Origin of the sequence: Micromonospora sp. WMMD1120 (genome assembly GCF_029626235.1) — a bacterium.
Lineage (GTDB): Bacteria > Actinomycetota > Actinomycetes > Mycobacteriales > Micromonosporaceae > Micromonospora.
Window position 1 is genome coordinate 545,316 of record NZ_JARUBO010000005.1, and the last position, 24,042, is coordinate 569,357.

Here is a 24,042-nt window from a genome sequence, read left to right on the forward strand (position 1 = left end):
GTGCCTCCTCGTAGAGTCTGTGGGATGCAGCGTACGCAGCGCCCTCTGCTCGCCCGGTTGGCCGGGGCGAACCCGACGTCGGTGTTCCTGCTCACCCTGGTGGTGGTGCTGGTGGCGTTCTTCACGCCGGGGGTGGTCGGCGCCCTGCTGACGCTCGCGCTCGCCGGGGTGTTGATCGCCCTGTTGGCGACGACCTGGGCGGTTCAGACGCCGCAGACCCGGCTGGTGCGACTGCTGATGCTGACCCTGCTGGTGGCGGTCGGCCTCGCGAAGCTGCTCTGACATGCAATCATGCGTTTTTGACAATCATTATCGTTGCCACGGACAGTTGAGGACATGACCAACCGCGCCACGTACCGTGTCCTCGCCGCCGCCGCGACCGCCCTGCTCACAGTGGGCGCCGGGGCCGGCTGCTCCACCGACGGCGCCGGCGCCGACCCGCAGCGAGTCGACGTGGTGGCCGCGTTCTACCCCCTCCAGTTCCTGGCCGAGCGGGTCGGCGGCGACGCCGTCCGGGTGACGAACCTGGCCAAGCCCGGCGCCGAGCCGCACGACCTGGAGCTCAACCCGAGCCAGGTCGGCCAGGTGTCCGAGGCGGAGTTGATCGTCTACCTCAAGGGTTTCCAGCCCGCCGTGGACGACGCCGTCGCGCAGAACGGCGGCGACCGGGCGTTCGACGTGACGAGCGTGCAGCCGCTGCTGGACGCGTCCGCCGGTGGGCACGACCACGAGGGTGAGGAGGGGCACACCGAGGAGGGCGGCGGCAAGGACCCGCACGTCTGGCTCGACCCGACGCGACTGGCCGGCATCGGCGACCAGCTCGCCCAGCGGCTCGGCACCGCCGACGCGGAACACGCCGCCGACTACACCGCCCGCGCCGCGGCGCTGCGCGCCGACCTGGAGACCCTGGACGGCGAGTTCCGCACCGGTCTCGCGACCTGCCAGCGGCGGGAGATCGTGACCAGCCACGCCGCGTTCGGTTACCTGGCCGACCGCTACCAGCTCGACCAGGTCGGCATCACCGGGCTGAGCCCGGACGTCGAGCCCTCCCCGCAGCGGCTGGCGCACGTGATCGAGGAGGCCAAGGAGCACCGGGCCACCACGATCTTCTTCGAGACGCTGGTCAGCCCGAAGGTCGCCGAGACCATCGCCGGTCAGGTCGGCGCGAGGACCGCGGTGCTGGACCCGATCGAAGGACTCGCCGCGGGCAGCGACGGGGACTACCTTTCCGTCATGCGTACCAACCTGCGGACCCTACAGACGGCCCTGGGCTGCTCGTGACCGCACCTGTCATCACCGTCGAGCACGGGGTGGTCGGCTACGACGGCCGCCCCGTGCTCCGGGACGTCTCGTTCACGGTGACCGCCGGCGAGGTGGTAGCGGTGCTCGGCGCCAACGGCTCCGGCAAGTCGACGCTGATCCGCGCCGTGCTCGGGCTGGTGCCGATCAGCGCCGGCTCGGTCACCCTCTTCGACCGGCCGGTGCGGCGCTTCCGGCAGTGGGCCCGCATCGGGTACGTCCCGCAGCGGCTGGGCGCCGGCGGCGGCGTACCGGCCACCGTCCGCGAGGTGGTGGCCTCCGGCCGGCTGGCCCGCCGGGGAGTGCTGCGGCCCCCCGGTCGCGCCGACCGGGCCGCCGTCGACGCCGCCCTGCTCGCTGTCGGGCTCGCCGACCGGGCCGGCGACCCGGTGTCCACGCTCTCCGGCGGCCAGCAGCAGCGCACCCTGATCGCCCGGGCACTGGCCGGCGAGCCGGAGCTGCTGGTGCTCGACGAGCCCACCGCCGGTGTGGACGCGGTCAGCCAGGAGGCGTTCGCCGACGCGCTGCGCGACTTCGTGGCCGGCGGCGGGACGGTGCTGCTCGTCGCGCACGAGCTGGGTCCGCTGCGGCCGGTGATCAGCCGGGCTGTCGTCGTACACGAGGGTCGCATCGCCCACGACGGCGCGGTGCCGGACCCGGCCGGGCATCACGCGGAGCCCGGCCACGACCACGTGCATCCGCACTGCTACGACGAGCCCGCCGGGCTGTGGAGCAACTGACCCATGGAACTCTTCCAGTACCCCTACATGCAGCGCGCCCTGATCGGCGCGTTGGTGATCGGCCTGGCCGCGCCGGCGCTCGGCATCTACCTGGTGCAGCGCCGGTTGGCGCTGATCGGCGACGGTGTCGGGCACGTGGCGTTGACCGGCGTCGGGGCCGGCCTGCTCCTCAACCGCTCCCCGGTGCTGGTCGCGGTGATCGCCGCCACCATCGGCGCGATCGCCATCGAGGTGGTCCGCGCCCGCGGGCGTACCTCCGGTGACCTGGCCCTGGCCCTGCTCTTCTACGGGGGCATCGCGGGCGGTGTGCTGCTGGTCGGCCTCTCCGACGCGACCAGCGCGAACCTCAACGCCTACCTGTTCGGGTCGCTGACCACCATCTCCCCCGCCGACCTGCTCACCATCGGGGTGCTCGGCGCGGCCATCCTGGTCACGATGATCGCGCTGCGGCCGGCCCTCTTCGCGGTCAGCCACGACGAGGAGTACGCCCGGGTCTCCGGCCTGCCGGTCCGGACCCTGAACCTGCTCATCGCGGTCGCCACGGCGGTCACCGTGACCATCGCGATGCGGGCCGTCGGCGTGCTGCTGATCAGCGCCCTGATGGTGGTGCCGGTCGCCACCGCCCAACAGGTCACCCGGGGGTTCCGGAGCACGATGGCCGCCGCGATGGCGCTCGGGTTGTTCGCCGCCGGCTCGGGTGTGTGGATCGCGGCCACCGCCGACACCGCTCCGGGCGCCTCGGTGGTCCTGGTGGCGATCGCGTCCTTCCTGGTCGTGGCCGTGGCCGGTGGCGTCTGGCGGACGCTGCGCCGCCGGGCGACACCGGCCGCCACGCCGGTGCCGGAGCCGCACGAGGTGGTGCTGAGCTGATCCTCAGCGGCAGGACCTCAGTGGTATTGGTTACCGTTGCCTGATGACCAGCGCGACGGGCTATGACGGGTTCGACGGGGCCAGCGAGTTGCTCCGTGCCCTGTCCGCACCCATCCGGCTGGCCATCGTCAGCGAGCTGTCCGGCGGCGAACGGTGCGTCCACGAGCTGGTGGAGAAGCTCGGGGCCGCGCAGCCACTCGTCTCCCAGCACCTGCGGGTGCTGCGTGGGGCGGGTGTGGTGCGCGGCTCCCGCCGTGGCCGGGAGATCGCGTACAGCCTGGTCGACGAGCATGTCGCACACATCGTGGCGGACGCGGTCAGCCACGCCGGGGAGGGGTCATGAGCGAGAGCGGCGCCGCGGTGCGCAACACCCGGCAGCGCTCGGCGGTGAGCGCGCTGTTGGGCGAGATGGAGGGCTTCCACAGCGCCCAGGACCTGCACGCCATGCTGCGCCAGCGCGGCGAGCGGGTCGGCCTGACCACCGTCTACCGCACCCTTCAGGGGCTGGCCGACGCGGGCGAGATCGACGTGATGCGCCCGCCGGGTGGCGAGCACCTCTACCGCCGGTGCAGCGAGGGGCACCACCACCACCTGGTCTGCCGGGCCTGCGGGCGTACCGTCGAGGTGGCCGGCCCGGCGGTGGAGAGCTGGGCCGACCGGGTCGCCACCCAGCACGGCTACGCCGACGTCAGCCACACCCTGGAGATCTTCGGCACCTGCCCGGCCTGCCTCCGCTGACCAGGCCGATCCGACGGGTGCCGGTCCCGACGGGTTCGTGACACGCTGACCGGCGTGAAAATCTACGCCGATCGGTTTCCGACCGCCGCCCGTCAGTTGATCACCGACCTGCTCGTCGTCGCCTGGGTGTACGCGGCTATCCGCGGCGCGCTGTGGCTGCACGACCTGGTGCAGAAGCTCGCCGTACCCGGACAGAAGCTGGAGGGCGCGGGCAGCGGCCTCGCCGACAACCTGGCCGACGCCGGCGGCAAGGTCCGTCGGGTGCCGCTGGTCGGCGACGAGTTGACAGCGCCCTTCCGGCAGGCGGCCGACGCCGCCCGGGGGCTCGCCGACGCCGGCCGCGACCAGCAGCACCTGGTCGACCAACTCGCGCTCGCCCTCGCCGTCGCGGTGCTGATCTTCCCGCTCGGGCTGGTGCTCTTCGGCTGGCTGCCGCTGCGCATCCGGTGGATGCGTCGGGCCGGGTCGGCGGCGAGACTGGCCGTCGGGCCGGCCGGCCGGGACCTGCTCGCCCTACGCGCCCTGGCCACCCAGCCGCTGGGTCGGCTGAGCCGGATCGGCCCGGACGTCGCCGAGGCGTGGCGACGCGGCGACGACGCCACCGTCGACGCGCTGGCCGCGCTGGAGCTACGCCACCTCGGCCTGCGTGGCCGAGACCGCTGAGCCGTCGCCCGCACAGGCCCGCGCCCCTGCGCCCCTGCGCCCCCGTGCCCCCGTGCCCCCGTGCTTCCGCCTGGCGCCTCGATCAAGTGATGAGGAGTAGTTCCGCACGCGGCTTCTGAGCTACTCCTCATCACTTGATCAAGGGAAAGCCGCGGCGGCGACGTTTCGGGCGACCGGCGTGCGCAGCGCCAACTCGGTCTGCGTGGGCGGGGCCGCTAAGGTCGTCGGGTGTTCTACTTCCTCGTCGTCATCGCCGTCCTGCTGCTCGGCTATGCCGCTGTCCTGGTCTCCTTCGTCCGCCGGGGCAAGCGGATCCCGCCCGCGGCGTACCTGACCCTGGCCGGGCTCAACGGCCTGATCCTGGCGGGGGTGCTGGCCTGGGCCGTCGCCCGCTGACCGGCCGGCGGCGCGACGCGACACAGCCGGGCAGCGCGACACAGCCGGGCAGCGCGACACCGCTGACCGGGCACGGTCAGGGCTTGGGTGGGATGCGGCGGCGGACGTCGTCGGCGGTGGACGGGCCGGGCGCCCAGCGGGCCACCCAGGGCAGCTCGGTGGGCGGGGTGATGACACCCTCCTCCAGAGCCGCGTACCGGCCGGCGAGGATCCGCTTCGCGGCGGTGGTGTCGACCGCGTCGGTGTTGTCCCACAGCGCGGCGAAGAGGGCGTCCACCCGCACCCGGGCCTGCCGGCAGAACAGGTCGGCCAGTTCGACGTTCTCCGGGCGGTCGTCGCGTTCGGTCCAGGCGCGGACGCACACCGCCGACATCGCGAACAACTCGGCGCCGATGTCGACCACCCGGCCGAGGAACGCCTGCTTGCGCTCCATCTTTCCCTGCCAGCGGGACATCGCGTAGAACGTCGACCGGGCCAGCTTGCGCGAGGACCGCTCGACCTGGCGCAGGTGGGCGGCGAGCGGCCCGAACTCGGCGTACGCCGATGGGGTCTGCCCCCGACCCACGGCCAGGGTGGGCAGCCACCTCGCGTAGAAGACGCCGGCGCGGGCGCCGGCGCGGGCCTTGCGGCCCAGCCCGGCGTCCGGGTCGATGATGTCGCCGGCCACCGACAGGTGGGCGTCGACCGCCTCCCGGGCGATCAGCAGGTGCATGATCTCGGTCGAGCCCTCGAAGATGCGGTTGATGCGCAGGTCGCGCATCATCTGCTCGACGGCCGCCGCGCGTTCACCCCGGGCGGCGAGCGAGTCGGCCGTCTCGTAGCCGCGCCCGCCCCGGATCTGGATCAGCTCGTCGGCGATCTTCCAGGCCATCTCGCTGGCGTACAGCTTGACCAGCGCCGCCTCGATGCGGATGTCGTTGCGGTCGTCGTCGGCGAGCAGGCAGCACAGGTCGAGCATCGTCTCCATGCCGTAGGTGGTGGCGGCGATGAAGGAGAGCTTCTGCGCCACCGCCTGGTGCTCGCCCACCGGCCGACCCCACTGGACCCGGTCGGCGGCCCACTCCCGGGCCACGTGCAACGCCCACTTGCCGGCGCCCACGCACATCGCCGGCAGCGAGAGCCGGCCGGTGTTCAGGGTGGTCAGGGCGATCCTCAGGCCCTTGCCCTCGCCGCCGATGACGTTCTCGGCGGGCACCAACACGTCGTGGAAGCGGGTGAGGCTGTTCTCCAGGCCGCGCAGGCCGACGAACTCGTTACGCCGCTCGACGGTGATGCCCGCGCTGTCGCCCTCCACCACGAACGCGGTGATCCCGCCGCGCCGTCCCGGCGCCGCCGGCACCCGGGCCATCACCACCAGCAGGGTGGCCACCGTGCCGTTGGTGGCCCACAGCTTCACCCCGTTGAGCCGGTAGCCGGCGCCGTCCTCGGTGGGCTCGGCGACGGTGGCCAGCCGGGCCGGGTCGGAGCCGACGTCCGGTTCGGTGAGCAGGAACGCGGACACCTCACCGGCGGCGAGCCGGGGCAGGAACCGCTGTTTCTGCTCGGCGGTGCCGAACATCTTCAGCGGCTGCGGCACACCGATCGACTGGTGCGCGGAGAGCAGGGCGCCGATGGCCGGGCTGACCGAGCCGGCGAGCATCAGCGCCCGGCAGTAGTGCAGGTTGCTCAGCCCGAGCCCGCCGTACCTCCGGTCGATCTTCATGCCGAACGCGCCGAGGTCGGCCAGGCCGTGGAACACCCGGTCCGGAATGGAGGCGTCCCGCTCGATGGCCGCGCCGTCCACCTCGGAGGTGAGGAAGGCGCGGAACCGGCCGAGGAAATCCTCGGCGCGGGTCGCCTCCTCCGGGTCGGAGCGGGGCCACGGGTCGATCAGGTCGAGTCGGAACCGGCCGAGGAACAGCTCCTTGCCGAAGCTGGGGCGGTCCCAGGTGGACTCGCGGGCCGCCTCGGCGACCTGCCGGGCCTCCTTCTCGGAGACCTGCCCGGCCTCCGCCGGCAGGGGGGCGGCGACGCCCGGCGGGGTGGCCTCCGGCTCGCGGTCGTCCGGTGCCGGTCGGCTGTCCTGCGTCGTGCTCACGGCTGCCCCCTCGAACCTCGATGCGGCTGCGTCGACGTGCGCGACTACCACAACGCTACCCCCGGGTATTACCCGGGGGTAGCGTCGCGTGGTGTCCGGTCCTGTCAGCGCCCGATCGTCGTCTCCGGGTCGTCGTCGTCATCGTCGATGTCGTCCTCGCCCCAGTTGCGACGGGCGAACGGGAGGATCATCCAGAACGTCAGGAACCAGACTCCGGTCAGCGCGCTGAGCAGGAAGGCGATCGGCCGGGCCAGCACGAAGTCGGTGATCAGCAGCACCGCGCTGACCATCGCGATCAGCATGAAGGCGAGACCGCCGCTGGCCATCCGGTGCGCGAAGCGGACCAGTTCCGGCTTGCGCCCCTGCCGGAACAACGCCCTGTGGAACGCCACCGGCGAGATGATCATGGCGGTGGCCGCGGCCGCCGCGAGCAGAGCGACGATGTAGACGTCCCGCTGGAACTCGCTGGTGCGGGTGAACCCGTTGCTGAAGGGCAGGGTGAGCAGGAAGGCGAAGAGGATCTGCACTCCGGTTTGTGCGACCCGCAACTCCTGCAACAGGTCGGCGAAGTTGCGCTGCCAACGCTGCTTCTCGGTCTCCTTGGACACGCGCTACCTCCGGTGCGACGCTACTGCCGGCGGTCCCGGCCGCCGGCAGCAACGCCAATGCCCCACCCGGCCGAGCGCGAAACAGCTTCACGACATCCCGCGTTCATCTCGGAGACGCACCTCGGCCACGTATGCCGACCGGACCGGGCGTCAGGCGCCCCGCCGGATGCGGCCCGCGTACCGGGCCTCCCACTCCGTGTTGTGCGCGTCGCCGTCGGGGATGTTCGCCGACAGGTAGACCGGCGGCCGCTCCCCCGCCGCCAGCAACCGCGCCACCACCTCCACGGTGATCTGCTGGGCCAGCAGCGCGGCGGTGATCGAGGAGACCGCGCCGACCGCGCCGCCACCGGGCAGCGGCAGCGTCGCGTCACCGTACGGGGCGCCGTTGTCGAGCACCACGTCGGCGAGGTCGCTCAGCCTCCGCCCGGACGGGTGCCGGGAGGCCATCCGGTCGGAGTGCTGCGCCGAGGTGATCGCCACCAGCGGGTGACCGTGCTCCTTCACCAGCGTGGCGAACTCCACCATCGCGCCGTTGACCCCGGAGTTCGAGGCGAGCACGAAGACGTCGGTGGGTCGCACCGGCGCCAGCTCGTACAGGCGGTGCGCGACCGACGGGTCCCGTTCCAGAAACGGACCGAGCCGGTCGGCCGGTTCGCCGCCCAGCAGCACCAGGTCCCGTAGCGCGATCCGGTTGGTCGGCACCAGCCCACCGGCCCGACCGGCGATCTCCATGGCCAGGGCCTCCGAGTGCCCCGTGCCGAACGCGTGCACCACACCGTCGGCGCGGACCGCCTCGGCGATCAGGTCGGCGGCCCGCCCCACCGCCTCCCGTTGGCTGGCGGCCACCCGGCCGATCGTCTCGGTCACCACAGCCAGATAGGCCTCGGCGCTCACCGTCATGCGTCCTCCAATGTCCGATTGCCGCCCAGTCGACTCACCGCGAGGTCGACCGCCGCCCGTCGGCGCGTCAACCTGCTGATTCCGGACCGGCGCGAACCGCCCCCGGCCGGTGGTGGCGGCCCGCCACTCAGGCCGTCCCACCGGCGCGGGCCAGGATCGCCTCGGCGAGCGGGCCGGGCGCGACGTCCGGAATCCAGTGGCTCACCCCGGGGATCGGCACGAAGCGGTAGTCCCCGGTGACGTTCGCCGCGCAGGCCTCGGCCGCGGTCCGGCCGATGGCGACGTCCCGGTCGCTCCAGACGTACGTGGTGGGCACCGCGACCGGGCCGACGCCGGCCAGGTCGGCGCGCGACATCGCCCGGTACCAGTTCAGCGCGGCCGTGAGCGCCCCCGGCGCGCGCATCGGGTCGGCGTACCGGTTCACCCGGGCCGCGTCGCCCACCCCGCCGAGCAGCTTGCGCAGTGCGGTGGCGTGCCAGGCCAGCAGCACCCTCTCCGCCTTCTCCGGTTTGCGGAACAGCGCGATGTACGACGAGCGGGCCTTCTGCTGGGCGTCGGTGGCCAGCGCGTGCGCCATCGCGGCCGGATGCGGCACGGACACCGCGGTCAGCGTGCGGACCCGCTCGGGGTGCCGGGCCGCGACCGCCCAGGCCACCACCGCGCCCCAGTCGTGGCCGACCAGGTGCACGGCGTCCAGTCCGAGGGCGTCGAGCACCGCTACCGCGTCGGCGACAAGCTCGGGGATCCGGTAGTCGGCCACCGCCGTGGGCCGGGCCCCGGGCGAGTAGCCGCGCTGGTCCAGCGCGTACGTGCGCAGGCCCCCCGCGTGCAGCGCCGGCACCACGTCGTCCCACTCGCCGCTGTGCTGGGGAAAACCGTGCAACAACAGAACGGGTACGCCGTCCGGCGGACCGTCGACGGTCACCTCGAACGTGAAGCCTCGCGCGTCAACCCGCATGATCGACAGCGTACCCAGTCGGCGGCGGACGGATCGCCGCCGCAGGTCAGGCGGATGCCCGCTGGGCCGGCGGCCCGGGTCGGTGTTAGCGTCAGCGAGACAACTTCATATCCGACAGGGGAGCGCACAGCGCTGAGAGTGCGGGCACGCCCGCAGACCCTCGAACCTGATCTGGGTAATGCCAGCGCAGGGAGTTCGGTCGACCTCCAGCCGCGCCGTGGTCCGGCGCCACCGGGCACGGCGTGCGTCTTCTCCTGGTTCTCTTCACTTGAACTGGGAGCAAACATGACATCCACCAGCGACACCAACCGTTGGCGCACCATCGACATCGTGGTCGCCTCGGTGATCGCTGTCGCCTTCGGCGTCATCTTCTGGGCCTGGGGTCTGGTCTGGAGCGCCACCGAGGGCGCGTTCGCCTTCTTCCCACCGGCGCAGACGCTGCTCTACGGCGTCTGGCTGATGCCGGCAGTGCTCGGCGGGCTGGTCATCCGCAAGCCCGGCGCCGCGCTGTACTGCGAGACGGTGGCGGCGGTCCTCTCGGCGCTGCTGGGCAGCCAGTGGGCCGGCACGGTGATCCCGCAGGGCTTGGTGCAGGGCATCGGCGCCGAGTTGGCGTTCGCCGCCTTCCGGTACCGGTCGTTCCGGCTGCCGACCGCGGTGCTGGCCGGCGCGTTGACCGGTCTGAGCGCCGCGCTGTTCGACTTCTTCGTCTGGAACGTCGACTACGCGCTGGGCGACTACCGCATCCCGTACGCGCTGCTCACCATCGTCAGCGCCACCGTCATCGCCGGCGCGGGCAGCTGGCTGCTCACCCGGGCGCTGGCCAACACCGGCGTGCTGGACCGCTTTCCCGCGGGCCGCGACCGCGCCCTGATCTGACCGCCCGGACGGGCACCGCAGAGGGGGGTCTGGTGGGCGGGGTACTGCTGCGCGGGTTCGGCTGGCGGCACGCCGGCCGGCGGGCCTGGGCGCTGCGCGGGGTGGACCTGCGGGTCGAGGCCGGGGAACGGGTGCTGCTGCTCGGGCCGTCGGGGGCCGGCAAGAGCACGCTGCTCAGCGCCCTCGCCGGGCTGCTCCCGGAGGACTCCGGCGAACAGGAGGGCACCGTCGAGATCGACGGCCTCGACCCGCGCAAGGGGCGGGAACGGGTCGGCGTCGTCTTCCAGGACCCGGAGACCCAACTGGTGATGGCGCGCTGCGGCGACGACGTCGCGTTCGGGTTGGAGAACCGGGGCGTACCGACCGACGAGATCTGGCCCCGGGTCGACGCGGCGCTGCGCCGGGTCGGTTTCCGCTATCCCCGCGACCGCGCCACCGCCGCGCTCTCCGGCGGCGAACAGCAGCGCCTCGCCCTGGCCGGCGCGCTGGCCCTGCGCCCCGGCCTGCTCCTGCTCGACGAGCCGACGGCCAACCTCGACCCGGTCGGCGCCGAGCTGGTCCGGCACGCGGTGGCCGGCGCCCTGGACGCCGACACCACACTGATCCTGGTCGAGCACCGGGTCGCCGAGGCGCTGCCGCTCGTCGACCGGGTGGTCGTACTGGAGCCCGGCGGCGGCGTCCGCGCGGACGGCGCCCCCGACGCGGTCTTCGCGGCGCACGGCGCGGCCCTGGCCGCCGAGGGGGTCTGGGTGCCCGGTCACCCCATCGCGCCCCGACCGGCCACCGCCGGGCCCGGGGAGGTGTTGCTCACCGCCGACCGGCTCGGCCTGCCGCCCCGGCTGGGCTCCACCGATCTTTCGGTACGCGCCGGTGAGGCGCTCGCCGTACGCGGACCCAACGGCGCCGGCAAGTCGACACTGGCGCTGCTGCTCGGCGGGCTGCTCCGGCCGGGCGCCGGGCGGGTCACCGCGTCCGCCGAGCTGGCCGGCGCGGACCACCGCACTCCCCCGCACCGCTGGCGTGCGCCCGCGTTGGCCCGGCGGATCGGGTCGGTCTTCCAGGACCCGGAGCACCAGTTCGTCACCAGCACCGTCTTCGACGAGCTGGCGCTCGGTCCGCGCCGGACGGGTCAGCCCGAGCCGGTGGTCAGCCAAACGGTGGCCGGGCTGCTCGACCGGTTGCGGCTGGCCACGCTCGCCGCCGCCAACCCGTACACCCTCTCGGGTGGCGAGGCGCGGAGGCTGAGCGTGGCGACCGCCCTGGCCACCGCGCCCCGCCTGCTGGTCTGCGACGAACCCACCTTCGGCCAGGACCGGCGGACCTGGCGGGAGCTCGTCGACCTCTTCGCCGACCTGCGCGACGCCGGCCACGGTGTCGTCGCGGTCACCCACGACGCGGACTTCGTCGCCGCGCTCGCCGACCGCACCGTCACCCTGCCGGCGTCGGACCGCGAGCGATGATCAGCATCGAGCCGGTCGCCGCGCCCGACGCTCCGCTGGCCCGCCGCAACCCGGTGGCGAAGGTCGCCGCCGCGATGGTCTTCTCGTTCACCCTGCTGGCGACCCTGGACCCGCTGGCGCCGGCCATCGCCATCGCCATCGAACTCGCCGTGCTGCCGCTGTTCGGCATCCGCTACCGGGTGCTGGCCCGCCGGGCCTGGCCGCTGCTGCTCAGCGCCGCCGGCATCCTGGTCACCCTGGTGCTCTTCGCCGCCGACCGGTCCGGCCAGGTCCTGCTGGACGCCGGTCCGGTGCTGGTCAGCACCGGTGTGCTGCTCACCGCCCTCGGCCTGGTGCTCAGGGTGTTCGCGGTGGCGCTGCCCGGCGTGATCGTCTTCGCGACCACCGATCCCACCGACCTTGCCGACGCGTTGATCCAGAACGTCCGGGCGCCGGCCCGGTTCGCCATCGGGGCGCTGGCCGCGTTCCGGCTGGTGCCGCTCCTCGGCCAGGAGTGGCAGATGATCAGCATGGCGCGACGCGCGCGGGGCGTCGACGCGGGCCACAATCCGGTGGCGAAGCTGCGGCTCTTCGCCTCCACCGCGTTCGCGCTGCTGGTCGGCGCGATCCGCCGGGGCACCCGGCTGGCGGTCGCGATGGACGCCCGCGGCTTCGACGCCGGCACCCCCCGTACCGTCGCCCGCCGCCAGCGGTTCACCCGCGCCGACGCCCTCCTCGTCGCCGGCGCCCTCACGCTGGCCGCGGCGACCCTGACCACGAGCGTCCTGGCCGGCACCTTCCGCCCCCTACTCAGCTAACCCCACCCGCCTCGCGCCCGCGCCCGCCGCACCCGGGCCCCCCGCCCCCAGCCCTCGCGCCCCGCGCCCCGCGCCCGCCGATCTTGCAGTTCCTGTTGCCGATATTTGGCCACTCGCGGCTTTTGCGACAGCAGAAAGTGCAAGATCGATCAGGGCCGACGCCCGCACACCGCTCCCGCCTCCCCGCCTCCCCGCCTCCCCGCCTCCGTCGATCTTGCAGTTCCTGTTGCCGATACGTGGTGTTTTGCGGCTTATAGGACGACAGAAAGTGCAAGATCGACGGAGGCGGAGGGCTGAGGGCGGAGGGCTGAGGGGCGGAGGGCTGAGGGCTGAGCGAGGGGCGGGGGCTGCGGGGCTGGCGCGGGCTAAGGGCGGGGCGGGGCGGGGCGGGGCGGGGGGTTTAGCTTCGGCGGAAGGCGTAGCGGCGGGGTTGGCCCGCCTGTTGGCTCTTGCCGCCGGCGGGGTGGGCGGCGGTGGCCTGGGGCGGGCCAGCCTTCGGTGCCGCCGACTGTGGCTTGATCAGCGCGGGTGGGGACTGCACCACCAGGCGCACGTCGACCACCAGCGGCACCTCGGGCGCCGGCACGGCGAGCGGATCGGCCACGGCGGCGAACGGGCCGTCGCCGGCCGCCGGGCCGGTGCCGGGCGGCGTCATCTTCGGGGTACGGGACTTTTTCGGGTTACGCCTGGCGGGCATCCGGGCCTCCTTCGGTGCCGACCGACACGGCCGGTCCCGCGCAGCGGCGGTCGGTCGGTTCGGCTGGTGACCGTCGCGGCGCGACGATCGAGGGGGACTGACTGCTCACCGGGTCGGGCACGGCCGACGCCGCCACACGGCAGGACGAGAGATGCGGGACGCCCGGGAGCGCACGGACCGCGACGCGGGACAGCGGGCCGGCTCGGAGGAGGGGGCGTCAGTTACGCATGCCCGTACCCTAGCCACCGCCCGCCCGCACGCGCACCCCAATTACTGGCACGATCGGCGCATGCTGATCGCGTTCTCGGTCACCCCGCTCGGCGGTGACGACTCAGTGGGCGACCTGGTCGCCGAAGCGGTGCGGGTGGTCCGCGAGTCCGGCCTACCCAACCGGACCGATGCCATGTTCACCACCATCGAGGGCGAGTGGGACGAGGTGATGGCCGTGGTCAAGCGGGCGGTCGACGTGGTCGCCGCGCACGCGCCCCGGGTGAGTGTGGTGCTCAAGGCCGACGTCCGGCCCGGTGTCACCGACGCGCTGACCGGCAAGGTCGCGCGGATAGACGCACGTCTCGCCGAGGGCTGACCCGCCACTGGTCGTCCCCGCCGGTCCCACTCCTTGTGACGCGCGCCTGATCGCTGGTCCCTGTCGGGGCGTGTCACGGTAAGTTTCCAGACGCCAATAGTGGTGACGAGAGGTGGCGGCACGGATGGCTGAGCAGGCGAGGGCACAGATCGGTGTGACCGGGCTGGCGGTGATGGGTCGGAATCTGGCCCGCAACCTGGCCCGTAACGGCTTCACGGTGGCGGTGCACAACCGCTCTCCGGAGCGCACCCGCAGCCTGGTGGCCGAGCACGGCGACGAGGGCACGTTCATCCCGGGCGAGACGATGGCCGACTTCGTGGCGTCTCTGGAACGCCCCCGCGCGGTCATCGTCATGGTCAAGGCCGGCGCGCCCACCGATGCGGTGATCGACGAGTTGGTGCCGCTGCTCGACGAGGGCGACATCATCGTCGACTGCGGCAACGCCCACTTCGCCGACACCCGTCGGCGTGAGGAGGCGCTGCGCGCGCAGGGGCTGCACTTCAGCGGCACCGGTGTCTCCGGTGGCGAGGAGGGCGCGCTGCTCGGGCCGAGCATCATGCCGGGCGGCTCCGCCGAGTCGTACGCCAAGCTCGGGCCGATGTTCGAGAAGATCGCCGCCCAGGTGGACGGGGTGCCGTGCTGCACGCATGTCGGGCCGGACGGCGCCGGGCACTTCGTCAAGATGGTGCACAACGGCATCGAGTACGCCGACATGCAGCTCATCGCCGAGGCGTACGACCTGTTGCGGGCCGGCCTGGACGCGACGCCGGCCGAGATCGCGGAGATTTTCCGGGAGTGGAACAACGGCGAGCTGGAGTCGTTCCTGATCGAGATCACCGCCGATGTGCTCGCGCACACCGACGCCGCGACCGGCCGGGCGTTCGTCGACATCGTGCAGGACCGGGCCGAGCAGAAGGGCACCGGCCGCTGGACCGTGCAGAGCGCGCTCGACCTGGGCATCCCGATCACCGGGATCGCCGAGGCGACCTTCGCCCGCTCGCTCTCCGGGCACGTCGACCAGCGCGAGGCCGCCCGCCGCGCGTTCCCCGACGCGGGTGAGAAGTGGCAGGTCACCGACCGGGAGGCGTTCGTCGAGGACGTCCGCCGCGCGCTGCTCGCCTCGAAGATCGTCGCGTACGCACAGGGCTTCGACCACATCCGCGCCGGTAGCCAGGAATACAACTGGGACATCGACCTCGGCGGCACCGCCACCATCTGGCGGGGTGGCTGCATCATCCGCGCCCGCTTCCTCGACCGCATCCGGGAGGCGTACGACGAGCAGCCGGACCTGCCGACGCTGCTGGTGGCGCCGTACTTCGCCGAGGCGGTCAGCGCCGGCGTGCCGAGCTGGCGGCGGGTGGTGGGCGACGCGACCCGGGCCGGGGTGCCGACGCCCGCGTTCTCGTCCTCGTTGGCGTACTTCGACGCGCTGCGCGCGGAGCGGCTACCCGCCGCGCTGATCCAGGGCCTGCGGGACAACTTCGGTGCGCACACCTATCAGCGGGTCGACCGCGCGGGCTCGTTCCACACCACCTGGGCCGGCGACCGCACCGAGTCCCCGGCGTAGCGCCCCGCGCCGCAGGGCACTACGCGCGGCGCAGAGCGACCCCGCACCGCACACAGCTCCCGACCCGGCACGGGTGCACGGGCCCGCATGTGGCATTCGGCCCGGGGCCCGGACGCGGCCCGGACCGGGGCCGGGACATGATCACGCACGATCCACGATGTAGTGGCCTTTCTCGAACGGGGAGGCCACTACATCCATGTTCGAGCGCGACCATGGACGCCTGACGGGCACTCCCGGCGGCGCAGTGCGGCGGACGCCTCCCGCTGCGCGGAGCGGCGGTCAGGCGACGGTGGCGTGCATCTCCCAGACCAGGATCTCGGCCGGCTCGTCGGCGGTGACCCGCCGGCCGCCGGTCATGGTGAGTCGGGCCGCGTCGCCGGTGCCGAGCGGGCCGCTGCCCTCCAGGGTCACGGTGCCGTTGGGCACGTAGAGGTGCACGTAGGGCGCGTCGGGGATGGTCACCTCGGCGCCGGGGGCGAGACGGGCGGCGTGCAGGGTCGCGTACCGGTTGCGGATCCGGATCGCGGACGCGTCGGCGTAGCGGTCCATCCCGGAGGCGACCGGCACCAGGCCGCCGCGCAGCAGCTCGTCCTCGACCTCCAGTTGCTCGTAGCCGGGGTCGACACCCTGCTCGTCGGGGAGCACCCACATCTGCACGAAGTGCACCGGATCGGAGTGCGGCTCCTGGTTGTCGAGTCGCCAGGCGTCGTTCTTCTCCGAGTGCAGGATGCCGGTGCCGGCGCTCATCCGCTGCGCCAGGCCGGGGTAGATCACCCCGGAGTGCCCGGTGGAGTCCTGGTGCACCAGGGACCCGCGCAGCACCCAGGTGACGATCTCCATGTCCTGATGGGGGTGCGTCTCGAAACCGGCACCCGGGCGTACGACGTCGTCGTTGTTGACGAGCAACAGGCCGTGATGGGTGTTGACCGGGTCGTAGTGCCGGGAGAACGAGAACGAGTGCCTGGAATCCAACCAGGAGATCCGGGTGGCGAACCGGTCCTCGGCGCGGCGGACGTCGACAGCGGGAGCGGACGTGGTCACCAGGCACGCTGCCCGGTGTCGGGCGTCGACGGCGCCCAGGTCAGTGCCGGCTCGCCGGTGGCCAGCTCGGCGATCTCACCGGTACGCACCTGTGGCGTGTGGCCGAACTCGGCGCAGTGCTGCTCGGCGATCTCGGCGCAGATCTCGGCCACCTGCTCGCAGATCGGGTCGCCCAGATCGGCCGCGTTCAACGCCATGATCATTTTGAACCGGAGATCCCGCACACCCACCCCCACCCCGACAGGCCCCACCACCTCCGGACCCTACCCGGCCCCACCGCGCCAAACCCCGCAATCTCCCACCCCCGACCAAGCCCATCACGCCCCCGCTCCGCACCACAGCGTCCCCACATCCGGCGATCTTGCACTTACCGTGGTCGCAAAAGGAGTGGAATCCGGCTTATCGACCACCATAACTGCAAGATCGCCGAGGAAAGGCGGGGCGCAGCGCGGCAGCGCGGCGGGGCGCAGCGCGGCGCCGCCCGCACGGGTGCGGGCGGCGCCGGAGATCGGGGTCAGAAGAAGCGGCGGCGCTTGGCCTTCTGCGGGCGGAGCAGGTCCGCGCCCTTGGTCAGCAGCCGGGTCGCACCGGAGGGACCACGCCGGGCCTCCAGGGTGTGGCTGAGCCGGCGAGCGCCGGCAGCCGCCAGTGGCACTGCTACCGCCATCACCGCCCACTGGGCAATGCGCTTCTGGATCATGTGGGTTCACCTCCGTCAGTGACTTCTGACGTCTGTGATACCCAGGGTGACGTGCGGGTAAGCGCGTCTGTTCAGAGAACGGGGGCGACCGGGTTGGGCAGCGCGCCGCCGAAGCGCCGGTCGCGCTGCGCGTACAGCTCGCAGGCGTACCAGAGGTGGCGGCGGTCGAAGTCGGGCCAGAGCGTGTCCAGGAAGATCAGCTCGGCGTACGCGGTCTGCCAGAGCAGGAAGTTGGAGATCCGCTCCTCGCCGGAGGGGCGCAGGAACAGGTCGACCTCCGGAATCTCCGGGTGGTAGAGGTATTTCGCCACGGTCTTCTCGGTGACCTTCGCCGGGTCGAGCTTGCCGGCGGCCACGTCCCGGGCGATCGCTGCGGCGGCGTCACCGATCTCGGCGTGCCCGCCGTAGTTGACGCAGAACTGCAGGGTCAACGTCGAGTTGTCGCGGGACATCTCCTCGGCGGTCTGCAGCTCGGAGATGACGCTCTTCCACAGCCGCCCGGGGCGGCCCGACCACACCACGCGTACGCCGAGGTCGACCAACTGGTCGCGGCGGCGACGGATCACGTCCCGGTTGAACCCCATGAGGAACCGGACCTCGTCCGGCGAGCGCCGCCAGTTCTCGGTGGAGAACGCGTACGCGGACAGGTAGGGGATGCCCATCTCGATGGCGCCCTCGATGGTGTCGAAGAGGCTGTGCTCCCCCGCCTCGTGCCCCTTGGTGCGGGGCAGGCCGCGGTCCTTGGCCCAGCGCCCGTTGCCGTCCATCACCACTGCCACGTGCCTCGGGACCGCCTCGGAGGGCAGCGCCGGCGGCCGGGCGCCGGACGGGTGTGGGGTCGGTGGCGTCGGCTGGCGCCGGCCGGCCTTCTTCGATCGGATCACTCGGTTACTCCCTGTTCGCGCCGTCCGCCCCGGCCTCGATGTCGCGTGGCCGGGGCACCACGGCCCCGGTGCCCTCCGGCGGTGAGGCCGCGCCGGCCGCCGGTGCACCCCGGTCAACCAGCGGCAGCGAGCGTAGCGCGCGCTCCAGGTGCCACTGCAGGTGAGCCGCGACCAGTCCGCTGCACTCTCGGCGTACGGCGGAATCGGTGGCGTCGGCGACCACCCAGTCACCGTTGGTGAGCGCGGACATCAGGTCGATGGTGGCCGGGGCGGGATGGGCGGCCCCGGGTGGCCGGCAGTCCGGACAGACCGCGCCGCCGGCCGGCACGGAGAACGCCCGGTGCCGGCCCGGCGTGCCGCAGACCGCGCAGGCGACCAGCGCCGGCGCCCAGCCGGCGAGGGACATCCCACGCAACAGGTACGCGTCGAGCACCAGGGTGGTGGCGTGCTCGCCCCGGGACAGCGCCTTCAGCGCGCCCACGGTGAGCTGGAACAGTCGCAGCGACGGCTCCCGCTCCACCGGGGTGAGCCGCTCGGCGGTCTCGGCGATCGCGCTCGCCGCGGTGTAACGCGGATAGTCCCCGAGGAACCGCTTGCCGTACAGGTCGATGCCCTCGACCTGGCTCACGGTGTGCAGGGCGCTGCCCTGGTTGCCCTTCGGGTCGCCGGCGAGTTGGAGGTCGACGTGGCCGAACGGCTCCAGCCGGGCGCCGAATTTGCTGGTGGTGCGCCGGACCCCGCGGGCCACCGCGCGCAGCCGACCGTGCCGGCGGGTGAGCAGGGTGATGATCCGGTCGGACTCGCCGAGCTTCTGCACACGCAGCACCACCGCGTCGTCGCGGTAGAGCTGTCGGCGGTACCCGGCCATCGGGCCATTCTCCCTCGGGGTGTGAAATCAGGGTCGGCTCGGGGTGGATGCTCGGCCGAACCCCGATGCGCCGGCCTCGTCACCGGTCGTAGCGTGCTGGCCATGGCACTGCACCGCACCATCAGCCCGCGCTTCCGGCGCGTCGTCACCCCCGTCGCGCTGGGCCTCGCCACCACGCTCATCGTCCTCTCCGGGTGCGACAATCTGGCGTTCCGTCGACTCGACTACGACAACACCGAGGCGGTCCGGATCACCACCGTGCGGGTGTCGGGTGGCGCGGGCGACGTGGTGATTCGCGGCACCGGCCCGGCCTCCGAGGCGAGGATCAAGCGGGTGGTGCGCTACCAGGGCAGCGAGCCCGACGACGCCCGCTACGAGATCAAGGGCAGCGAACTGCTGCTGGACACCGACTGCGGCTCGCGGTGCGCCATCTCCTACGAGGTGACGGTGCCGGAGGGCGTGACGGTGCGGGGCGAGACCAGTTCCGGCAACGTCGAGCTGAGCCGGGTCGGCGCCGTGGATCTGCAGGTCAGCTCGGGCGACGTGCGGGTCTCCGGAGCGTCCGGCGCGCTCGGGGTGGAGACGCGTTCCGGCAACATCGAGGTGAGCGAGGCCAGCGCCGAGGTGCGGCTGCGGGCGTCGTCCGGCGACATCACCGCCCGCCGGCTCGGCGGCACTGTCGACGCCGAGGCCAGCTCCGGCAACGTCAACGTCGAGCTGGACAAGCCCGCCTCGGCCCGGGTCCACGCCTCCAGCGGCGACGTCACGCTGCTGGTGCCCGAGGGCAGCTACCAGGTCCGGTCCAGCGCCGACTCCGGCGACAAGACGGTCACCGTCGCCGACAACCCGGCGGCGACCCTGGTGCTGGACGGCTCGGCCAACAGCGGCAACCTCACCATCAGCGAGCGTTGAGTTCCACGGTGGCCCCCTCCCCGGACCGCCGCTGGGCCGGCACCACCGGGCGGTCAACGACCGCCCCGGTCGCGTCCGCCGATTCACCGGTCGGCCGGGGCACCGGCTCGGCGTCGACCGGGCGGCGCCCGGGGATCAGCTCCGGTCGGCGACGGGCGGCGACGTCCTCGACCCACCCCACGGCGAGGGTCACCAGCCCCACCAGTACGAAGACCAGCAGCACCCGGACGGCCAGGCCCACCGGGTCCTGGTGGGACCAGCCCACCACGTCGACGAGCGGGGTGAGTGCCACCACGAACGGCATGTGCCAGAGATAGATGGTGAGCGCCCGGCGGTTGACCACTGTCACCACCCGGTCGGCCAGCCGGCTCCGTCCCAGCCAGGCCAGCCCGGAGGGCGCCCGCCCCAGCACGATCAGGATGAACGCTGCCGACCAGAGGGCGTTGCCGAGGTGGTTGTCGTTCAGGTCGTACCCGCGCGGGCCGGGATGCCCGACGATCCAGACGCCGCCGCCCACGGCGAGCGCCAGCGCCACCGGGTACAGCACCCGACCGGCGAGCCGGCGCAGCATCCCGGCGTGGTGGGCGAAGCCGAGCAGCCACGCGCCGAAGTAGAGCCCGAACTCACGCACCACCGACGGCGCCGGGTAGATCCCCACCTCGATCGTCACCAGCAGGAGGTACGGGGCGAGCACCGTGGGCAGCGGGGCGCGCCGGAACAGCCAGTACGCGACCGGCGAGGCGAGCACGAACCAGAGGTAGTCACGCAAATACCAGATGATGCTCAGCGCCAGGGCGCCCCAGTGGTTGGCCGGCGGGTCGGCGACCGGGAACAGCCACAGCAGCACCCGAGGGCTCAACGGCAGCCCGGTGAGCAGCATGGCCGGCACGAAGACCGCCGCGAGCACCCACAGTGACGGCAGCAGCCGGCGCAGTCGCCGACCGACCGCCGCCGGCCCGGAACGGGTCAGCGACGCGGCCATCAGGGAGCCCGCCAGCGCGAACATCACGGACATGGCGGGGAAGACGAGAGTGAGGGTCGCCCATCCGGTGACGTGGTAGACCACGACTCGGACGATGGCCAGGAAACGGAGCAGGTCGAGGTACCGGTTGCGCATCAGCCTGCCTGGGTCGGGAGCGCGGGCGTCACTTCCCTACCCCGCACGCTGCCGGCCCGAAACAGCCGGCGCCCGAACCGGAGGTGAACATTCCCGCCCGGCGACGGTGACACCCTCCGGCGTCGGCCCGACGGGCGGTCAGAAACCCAGCTTGCGCAGTTGCCTCGGATCGCGCTGCCAGTCCTTCGCGACCCGCACGTGCAGGTCGAGATAGACCCGGCCGCCCAGCAACTCCTCGATCTGCTTGCGGGCGGTGGTGCCGACCTCCTTGAGCCGGCTCGCCCGGTGGCCGAGCACGATGGCCTTCTGGCTGGGCCGCTCCACGTACAGGTCGGCGTAGATCTTCATGACCTGACCCTCGGGGATCATCTCCTCCACCACCACGGCGATGGAGTGCGGCAGCTCGTCGCGGACGCCCTCCAGGGCGGCCTCCCGGATCAGCTCCGCGACGAGCACCTGCTCGGGGTCGTCGGTGAGCATGTCGTCCGGGTAGAGCTGCGGCGACGCCGGCAGATAGTTGGTCATCACGTCGACGAGAGTGTCCACCTGGTGCCCGGACACCGCGCTCACCGGCACGATCTCCGCGAAGTCGCCCAACTCGCTGACCGCGAGCAACTGCTCCGCCAACCGGCGCTTGTCGACCAGGTCGGTCTTGGTGACCACCGCCAGCACTGTCGCCTTCAGCTCGGCCAACTCGCCGGAGATGAACCGGTCACCGCGCCCGACCGGCTCGTCGGCCGGGATGCAGAGACCGATCACGTCGACCTCCGTCCAGGTGGATCGGACCAGGTCGTTGAGGCGTTCGCCGAGCAGCGTACGGGGGCGGTGCAGGCCCGGCGTGTCGACGAGGACCAGTTGTGACTCCGGCCGGTGCAGGACCGCCCGGATGACGTGCCGGGTGGTCTGCGGCTTGTTCGAGGTGATCGCGATCTTGGTGCCGACGATGGCGTTGGTGAGCGTCGACTTGCCGGCGTTGGGCCGACCGACGAAACAGCCGAACCCGGCCCGGTACGGTCGCGCCTGCGGGTCCTGGACCGGGCTCACTCGGTCACCGTGCCGAGAACCGTCCCGTCCGGGGCGGCGACGTGGATCGGCGCGTCCGCGGCGAGGTCACGCACCGCCGCGTGCCCCGCCCCGTCGAGCGTCGACGCCTCGGTCACCACCACCGCCGCCTCCAGCCGGCTCGCCCCGGCCGCCACCGCCGACGCGACAGCCAGCTGCAACGCGGTGAGGGTCAGCGAGGGCAGCGCCACGCTCGCCGCCGCGTACGTCCGCCCGTCCTGGTCGCGTACCGCGGCGCCCTCCACGGCGCCGACCCGCGCGCGGGCGCCCCGGGCCAGTACGACGAGCTTGCCGTCCTCCGCGCTCAAGGCAGTCGGAGCGGGCCGGGCGGCGGGCACGGCGGGTGTGTCAGGCATCGGCGGGTTGCCTCTCGTCGTCTCGGTAGTTGTCGGTGTCGTTGCCGGCGCCGGCGTGCTCCGGCCGGCCCGCGGAGTCCTGCTCGTGGCCCGGCTCCACCCGGCTGACCAGCACGGTGTCGATCCGGTTGCGCCGGCCGGTGGTGCCCTCGGCGACCAGCCGCAGCCCGGCCACCTCGGCCTCGGCGCCCGGGATCGGCACCCGCCCGAGCGCCTGGGCGAGCAGGCCACCGACCGTCTCCACCTCGTCGGTGGGCAGGTCGGTGTCGAAGAGTTCGCCCAGGTTCTCCACCGGCAGTCGGGCGGTCACCCGGACCGAGGAGTCCGCCAGGCGTTCGATCGGCGGGCGCTCGACATCGTACTCGTCGGTGATCTCACCGACGATCTCCTCCAGGATGTCCTCGATGGTGACCAGGCCGCCCGTGCCGCCGTACTCGTCGACGACGATGACCAGGTGGTTGCGCGCGGCCTGCATCTCCGACAGCAGGTCGTCGACGGGCTTCGACTCCGGTACGAAGGTCGCCGGTCGCATCAGCTCGGCCACCGGCAACTGCTCCGCCCCCGGGTCGCCGCCGCGGGACCGCCGGATGAGGTCCTTCAGGTAGAGCACGCCCAGCACGTCGTCGACGCTCTCACCGATCACCGGGATGCGGGAGAAGCCGGAGCGCAGGAAGAGCGCCAGCGCCTGCGCGAGGGTCTTGCCCTCCTCGATCCACACCATCTCGGTGCGGGGCACCATCACCTCGCGGGCGATGGTGTCGCCGAGCGCGAACACCGAATGGATCATTTGACGCTCGCCGTGCTCAACCACGCCACGCTGCTCGGCCAGGTCGACCAGCTCACGCAACTCCACCTGGGTGGCGAACGGCCCCTCCCGGAAGCCGCGCCCCGGAGTGACAGCGTTGCCGATCAGGATCAGCAGCGAGGCGAGCGGATTCAGCGCCCGGCCCAGCCAGCGGACCAGCGGCGCCACCGCGCGACCCACCGCGTACGCGTGCTGCCGGCCGATGGTGCGCGGCGCGACGCCGACCACCACGAAACTGACAACCGTCATCGCGCCGGCGGTCACCAGCGCGGCCCGCCAGCCGGCGCCGAAGCTGTCCACCGCGACGAGCGCCACGAGCGTCGTGGCGGTCAGCTCGGCGAGCAGCCGCAGCAGCAGGAGCAGGTTGAGGTGCCGGACGACGTCGCCGGCGACGACCTGGAGCGTCCGGGCGCCGCGTACGCCGTCGCGGGCCAGCTCGGCGGCGCGGGCCGGGGACACCGCGGCGAGCGCCGCCTCGGTCATCGCGATCAGACCGGCGAGGACCACCAGGCCGGCCGCGAAGACGATCAGTTGCAGGTCGGGGAGGCCGGCGGTGGCGCCGGCGGCCAGTAACGGAGGAGTGGACATCACTGGGTACGGGTCGACCGCCAGCTGGCCAGCAGGCGAGCCTGGAGGCCGAACATCTCCCGCTCCTCCTCCGGCTCGGCGTGGTCGTAGCCGAGCAGGTGCAGCACACCGTGCACGGTGAGCAGGTGCAGCTCGTCGGCGGGCGCGTGCCCGGCGGTCGCCGCCTGCTTGGCCGCGACCTCCGGGCAGAGCACGATGTCGCCGAGCAGGGCGGGCTCGCCGCCGGCCGGCGCGGACTCGCCCGGCCCGTGGTCGACGCTGCCCTCGTCCATGGGGAACGCGAGCACATCGGTCGGACCGTCGCCGCCCATCCAGCGGTGGTTCAGCTCGGTCATGTAGTCGATGTCGACGAGCAGCACCGACAGCTCGGCGAGGGGGTTGACCCCCATCTCGTCGAGGGCGTGCCGGGCGACGGCGAGCACGGCGTCGGTGTCGACGTCGACACCGGACTCGTTGGCGATCTCGATGGACAAC

29 protein-coding genes and 1 riboswitch are annotated in these 24,042 nt (G+C 72.7%); of the genes, 14 read left to right on the forward strand and 15 right to left on the reverse strand.

What is annotated here, in order from left to right:
* Window positions 1-24: 24 nt before the first annotated feature.
* The 8 genes from O7634_RS02590 (at window position 25) to O7634_RS02625 (ending at window position 4,706) form a co-directional block, all read left to right on the forward strand.
* A complete protein-coding gene (locus tag O7634_RS02590) occupies window positions 25-282 on the forward strand; it encodes a hypothetical protein (RefSeq protein ID WP_278148572.1) in 258 nt (85 codons plus the stop codon).
* Window positions 283-336: 54 nt separating this feature from the next.
* Window positions 337-1,281, forward strand: coding sequence for a metal ABC transporter substrate-binding protein (locus O7634_RS02595; protein ID WP_278148573.1), 945 nt, complete (start codon window positions 337-339; stop codon window positions 1,279-1,281).
* Window positions 1,278-2,039: a metal ABC transporter ATP-binding protein gene (locus tag O7634_RS02600; protein WP_278148574.1), complete on the forward strand. Its 762-nt coding sequence runs from the start codon at window positions 1,278-1,280 to the stop codon at window positions 2,037-2,039. The genes O7634_RS02595 and O7634_RS02600 overlap by 4 nt, the downstream gene beginning before the upstream one ends.
* Before the next feature lie 3 nt (window positions 2,040-2,042).
* The gene (locus tag O7634_RS02605) at window positions 2,043-2,909 is read left to right on the forward strand and encodes a metal ABC transporter permease (RefSeq protein WP_278148575.1); all 867 of its coding nucleotides are present in this window, start codon (window positions 2,043-2,045) and stop codon (window positions 2,907-2,909) included.
* A 43-nt stretch (window positions 2,910-2,952) separates the two neighbouring features.
* A complete protein-coding gene (locus O7634_RS02610) occupies window positions 2,953-3,252 on the forward strand; it encodes a metalloregulator ArsR/SmtB family transcription factor (protein ID WP_278148576.1) in 300 nt (99 codons plus the stop codon).
* Window positions 3,249-3,647, forward strand: a complete 399-nt coding sequence (locus O7634_RS02615) for a Fur family transcriptional regulator (protein WP_278148577.1) — start codon at window positions 3,249-3,251, stop codon at window positions 3,645-3,647. The genes O7634_RS02610 and O7634_RS02615 overlap by 4 nt, the downstream gene beginning before the upstream one ends.
* A gap of 54 nt (window positions 3,648-3,701) precedes the next feature.
* Entirely contained in the window at window positions 3,702-4,310 is a 609-nt protein-coding gene (locus tag O7634_RS02620; protein WP_278148578.1) for a hypothetical protein, read from the forward strand.
* A 228-nt stretch (window positions 4,311-4,538) separates the two neighbouring features.
* Complete coding sequence (locus O7634_RS02625; RefSeq protein ID WP_278148579.1) at window positions 4,539-4,706, forward strand: hypothetical protein; 168 nt, start codon at window positions 4,539-4,541, stop codon at window positions 4,704-4,706.
* A 76-nt stretch (window positions 4,707-4,782) separates the two neighbouring features.
* Here the strand turns inward: O7634_RS02625 and O7634_RS02630 are convergent, their stop codons facing one another.
* The 4 genes from O7634_RS02630 to O7634_RS02645 form a co-directional block, all read right to left on the reverse strand.
* On the reverse strand, window positions 4,783-6,705 hold the full coding sequence (locus tag O7634_RS02630; protein WP_278153845.1) for an acyl-CoA dehydrogenase family protein: 1,923 nt from the start codon (window positions 6,703-6,705) through the stop codon (window positions 4,783-4,785).
* Between the two features lie 182 nt (window positions 6,706-6,887).
* On the reverse strand, window positions 6,888-7,391 hold the full coding sequence (locus tag O7634_RS02635; RefSeq protein ID WP_278148580.1) for a DUF6328 family protein: 504 nt from the start codon (window positions 7,389-7,391) through the stop codon (window positions 6,888-6,890).
* Window positions 7,392-7,541: 150 nt separating this feature from the next.
* A complete protein-coding gene (locus O7634_RS02640; RefSeq protein WP_278148581.1) occupies window positions 7,542-8,291 on the reverse strand; it encodes an SIS domain-containing protein in 750 nt (249 codons plus the stop codon).
* Window positions 8,292-8,418: 127 nt separating this feature from the next.
* A complete protein-coding gene (locus O7634_RS02645) occupies window positions 8,419-9,249 on the reverse strand; it encodes an alpha/beta fold hydrolase (RefSeq protein ID WP_278148582.1) in 831 nt (276 codons plus the stop codon).
* 106 nt (window positions 9,250-9,355) lie between these two features.
* A riboswitch (TPP riboswitch) is annotated at window positions 9,356-9,460 on the forward strand.
* Between the two features lie 74 nt (window positions 9,461-9,534).
* Between O7634_RS02645 and O7634_RS02650 the strand changes: the two genes are divergently transcribed.
* The 3 genes from O7634_RS02650 to O7634_RS02660 are packed head-to-tail and all read left to right on the forward strand — an operon-like array spanning window position 9,535 to window position 12,385.
* The gene (locus O7634_RS02650) at window positions 9,535-10,128 is read left to right on the forward strand and encodes an ECF transporter S component (protein WP_278148583.1); all 594 of its coding nucleotides are present in this window, start codon (window positions 9,535-9,537) and stop codon (window positions 10,126-10,128) included.
* Between the two features lie 32 nt (window positions 10,129-10,160).
* Window positions 10,161-11,588 carry an ABC transporter ATP-binding protein gene (locus O7634_RS02655; RefSeq protein WP_278148584.1) on the forward strand — a complete coding sequence of 476 codons (1,428 nt, stop codon included), beginning with the start codon at window positions 10,161-10,163 and terminating at the stop codon, window positions 11,586-11,588.
* The gene (locus tag O7634_RS02660; protein WP_278148585.1) at window positions 11,585-12,385 is read left to right on the forward strand and encodes an energy-coupling factor transporter transmembrane component T; all 801 of its coding nucleotides are present in this window, start codon (window positions 11,585-11,587) and stop codon (window positions 12,383-12,385) included. The genes O7634_RS02655 and O7634_RS02660 overlap by 4 nt, the downstream gene beginning before the upstream one ends.
* A 400-nt stretch (window positions 12,386-12,785) precedes the next feature.
* Here the strand turns inward: O7634_RS02660 and O7634_RS02665 are convergent, their stop codons facing one another.
* Window positions 12,786-13,082 (reverse strand): hypothetical protein, encoded by a 297-nt coding sequence (locus tag O7634_RS02665; protein WP_278148586.1) that lies wholly within the window; start codon window positions 13,080-13,082, stop codon window positions 12,786-12,788.
* A gap of 289 nt (window positions 13,083-13,371) precedes the next feature.
* Between O7634_RS02665 and O7634_RS02670 the strand changes: the two genes are divergently transcribed.
* Together O7634_RS02670 and gndA are read left to right on the forward strand one after the other, a co-directional pair.
* Window positions 13,372-13,668, forward strand: coding sequence for an MTH1187 family thiamine-binding protein (locus O7634_RS02670; RefSeq protein ID WP_278148587.1), 297 nt, complete (start codon window positions 13,372-13,374; stop codon window positions 13,666-13,668).
* Between the two features lie 124 nt (window positions 13,669-13,792).
* The gene (gene gndA, locus O7634_RS02675) at window positions 13,793-15,235 is read left to right on the forward strand and encodes an NADP-dependent phosphogluconate dehydrogenase (RefSeq protein WP_278148588.1); all 1,443 of its coding nucleotides are present in this window, start codon (window positions 13,793-13,795) and stop codon (window positions 15,233-15,235) included.
* A gap of 279 nt (window positions 15,236-15,514) precedes the next feature.
* Here gndA and O7634_RS02680 read toward each other — a convergent pair whose 3' ends face one another.
* From O7634_RS02680 to recO, 5 genes are all read right to left on the reverse strand, one after another.
* Window positions 15,515-16,276 (reverse strand): pirin-like bicupin family protein, encoded by a 762-nt coding sequence (locus O7634_RS02680; protein WP_278148589.1) that lies wholly within the window; start codon window positions 16,274-16,276, stop codon window positions 15,515-15,517.
* Window positions 16,273-16,530, reverse strand: coding sequence for a thioredoxin reductase (locus tag O7634_RS02685; RefSeq protein WP_278148590.1), 258 nt, complete (start codon window positions 16,528-16,530; stop codon window positions 16,273-16,275). The genes O7634_RS02680 and O7634_RS02685 overlap by 4 nt, the downstream gene beginning before the upstream one ends.
* 260 nt (window positions 16,531-16,790) lie before the next feature.
* On the reverse strand, window positions 16,791-16,976 hold the full coding sequence (locus tag O7634_RS02690; RefSeq protein WP_278148591.1) for a hypothetical protein: 186 nt from the start codon (window positions 16,974-16,976) through the stop codon (window positions 16,791-16,793).
* 71 nt (window positions 16,977-17,047) lie between these two features.
* The gene (locus O7634_RS02695) at window positions 17,048-17,860 is read right to left on the reverse strand and encodes an isoprenyl transferase (RefSeq protein WP_278148592.1); all 813 of its coding nucleotides are present in this window, start codon (window positions 17,858-17,860) and stop codon (window positions 17,048-17,050) included.
* A 4-nt stretch (window positions 17,861-17,864) separates the two neighbouring features.
* Window positions 17,865-18,728: a DNA repair protein RecO gene (recO, locus tag O7634_RS02700; protein WP_278148593.1), complete on the reverse strand. Its 864-nt coding sequence runs from the start codon at window positions 18,726-18,728 to the stop codon at window positions 17,865-17,867.
* A gap of 102 nt (window positions 18,729-18,830) precedes the next feature.
* Between recO and O7634_RS02705 the strand changes: the two genes are divergently transcribed.
* Window positions 18,831-19,640, forward strand: coding sequence for a DUF4097 family beta strand repeat-containing protein (locus O7634_RS02705; RefSeq protein ID WP_278148594.1), 810 nt, complete (start codon window positions 18,831-18,833; stop codon window positions 19,638-19,640).
* Here the strand turns inward: O7634_RS02705 and O7634_RS02710 are convergent.
* From O7634_RS02710 to ybeY, 5 genes are all read right to left on the reverse strand, one after another.
* On the reverse strand, window positions 19,627-20,757 hold the full coding sequence (locus O7634_RS02710) for an acyltransferase (protein WP_278148595.1): 1,131 nt from the start codon (window positions 20,755-20,757) through the stop codon (window positions 19,627-19,629). The two genes, O7634_RS02705 and O7634_RS02710, sit on opposite strands and share 14 nt — an antisense overlap.
* A gap of 138 nt (window positions 20,758-20,895) precedes the next feature.
* Window positions 20,896-21,801 carry a GTPase Era gene (gene era, locus O7634_RS02715; protein ID WP_278148596.1) on the reverse strand — a complete coding sequence of 302 codons (906 nt, stop codon included), beginning with the start codon at window positions 21,799-21,801 and terminating at the stop codon, window positions 20,896-20,898.
* The gene (locus O7634_RS02720) at window positions 21,798-22,175 is read right to left on the reverse strand and encodes a cytidine deaminase (RefSeq protein WP_278148597.1); all 378 of its coding nucleotides are present in this window, start codon (window positions 22,173-22,175) and stop codon (window positions 21,798-21,800) included. Before O7634_RS02720 ends, era begins: the two co-directional genes overlap by 4 nt.
* Complete coding sequence (locus tag O7634_RS02725; RefSeq protein WP_278153846.1) at window positions 22,168-23,592, reverse strand: hemolysin family protein; 1,425 nt, start codon at window positions 23,590-23,592, stop codon at window positions 22,168-22,170. The genes O7634_RS02720 and O7634_RS02725 overlap by 8 nt, the downstream gene beginning before the upstream one ends.
* Window positions 23,568-24,041: an rRNA maturation RNase YbeY gene (gene ybeY, locus O7634_RS02730; protein WP_278148598.1), complete on the reverse strand. Its 474-nt coding sequence runs from the start codon at window positions 24,039-24,041 to the stop codon at window positions 23,568-23,570. Before ybeY ends, O7634_RS02725 begins: the two co-directional genes overlap by 25 nt.
* Window position 24,042: the final 1 nt, after the last annotated feature.

Bases quoted from the DNA above. Each gene is read 5' to 3' on its own strand.
- O7634_RS02590 (WP_278148572.1), top strand. From the start codon at position 25: ATGCAGCGTACGCAGCGCCCTCTGCTCGCCCGGTTGGCCGGGGCGAAC.
- O7634_RS02595 (WP_278148573.1), top strand. From the start codon at position 337: ATGACCAACCGCGCCACGTACCGTGTCCTCGCCGCCGCCGCGACCGCC.
- O7634_RS02605 (WP_278148575.1), top strand. From the start codon at position 2,043: ATGGAACTCTTCCAGTACCCCTACATGCAGCGCGCCCTGATCGGCGCG.
- O7634_RS02610 (WP_278148576.1), top strand. From the start codon at position 2,953: ATGACCAGCGCGACGGGCTATGACGGGTTCGACGGGGCCAGCGAGTTG.
- O7634_RS02615 (WP_278148577.1), top strand. From the start codon at position 3,249: ATGAGCGAGAGCGGCGCCGCGGTGCGCAACACCCGGCAGCGCTCGGCG.
- O7634_RS02640 (WP_278148581.1), bottom strand. From the start codon at position 8,291: ATGACGGTGAGCGCCGAGGCCTATCTGGCTGTGGTGACCGAGACGATC.
- O7634_RS02645 (WP_278148582.1), bottom strand. From the start codon at position 9,249: ATGCGGGTTGACGCGCGAGGCTTCACGTTCGAGGTGACCGTCGACGGT.
- O7634_RS02650 (WP_278148583.1), top strand. From the start codon at position 9,535: ATGACATCCACCAGCGACACCAACCGTTGGCGCACCATCGACATCGTG.
- O7634_RS02660 (WP_278148585.1), top strand. From the start codon at position 11,585: ATGATCAGCATCGAGCCGGTCGCCGCGCCCGACGCTCCGCTGGCCCGC.
- O7634_RS02665 (WP_278148586.1), bottom strand. From the start codon at position 13,082: ATGCCCGCCAGGCGTAACCCGAAAAAGTCCCGTACCCCGAAGATGACG.
- O7634_RS02670 (WP_278148587.1), top strand. From the start codon at position 13,372: ATGCTGATCGCGTTCTCGGTCACCCCGCTCGGCGGTGACGACTCAGTG.
- gndA (WP_278148588.1), top strand. From the start codon at position 13,793: ATGGCTGAGCAGGCGAGGGCACAGATCGGTGTGACCGGGCTGGCGGTG.
- O7634_RS02690 (WP_278148591.1), bottom strand. From the start codon at position 16,976: ATGATCCAGAAGCGCATTGCCCAGTGGGCGGTGATGGCGGTAGCAGTG.
- recO (WP_278148593.1), bottom strand. From the start codon at position 18,728: ATGGCCGGGTACCGCCGACAGCTCTACCGCGACGACGCGGTGGTGCTG.
- O7634_RS02705 (WP_278148594.1), top strand. From the start codon at position 18,831: ATGGCACTGCACCGCACCATCAGCCCGCGCTTCCGGCGCGTCGTCACC.
- O7634_RS02710 (WP_278148595.1), bottom strand. From the start codon at position 20,757: ATGCGCAACCGGTACCTCGACCTGCTCCGTTTCCTGGCCATCGTCCGA.
- O7634_RS02720 (WP_278148597.1), bottom strand. From the start codon at position 22,175: ATGCCTGACACACCCGCCGTGCCCGCCGCCCGGCCCGCTCCGACTGCC.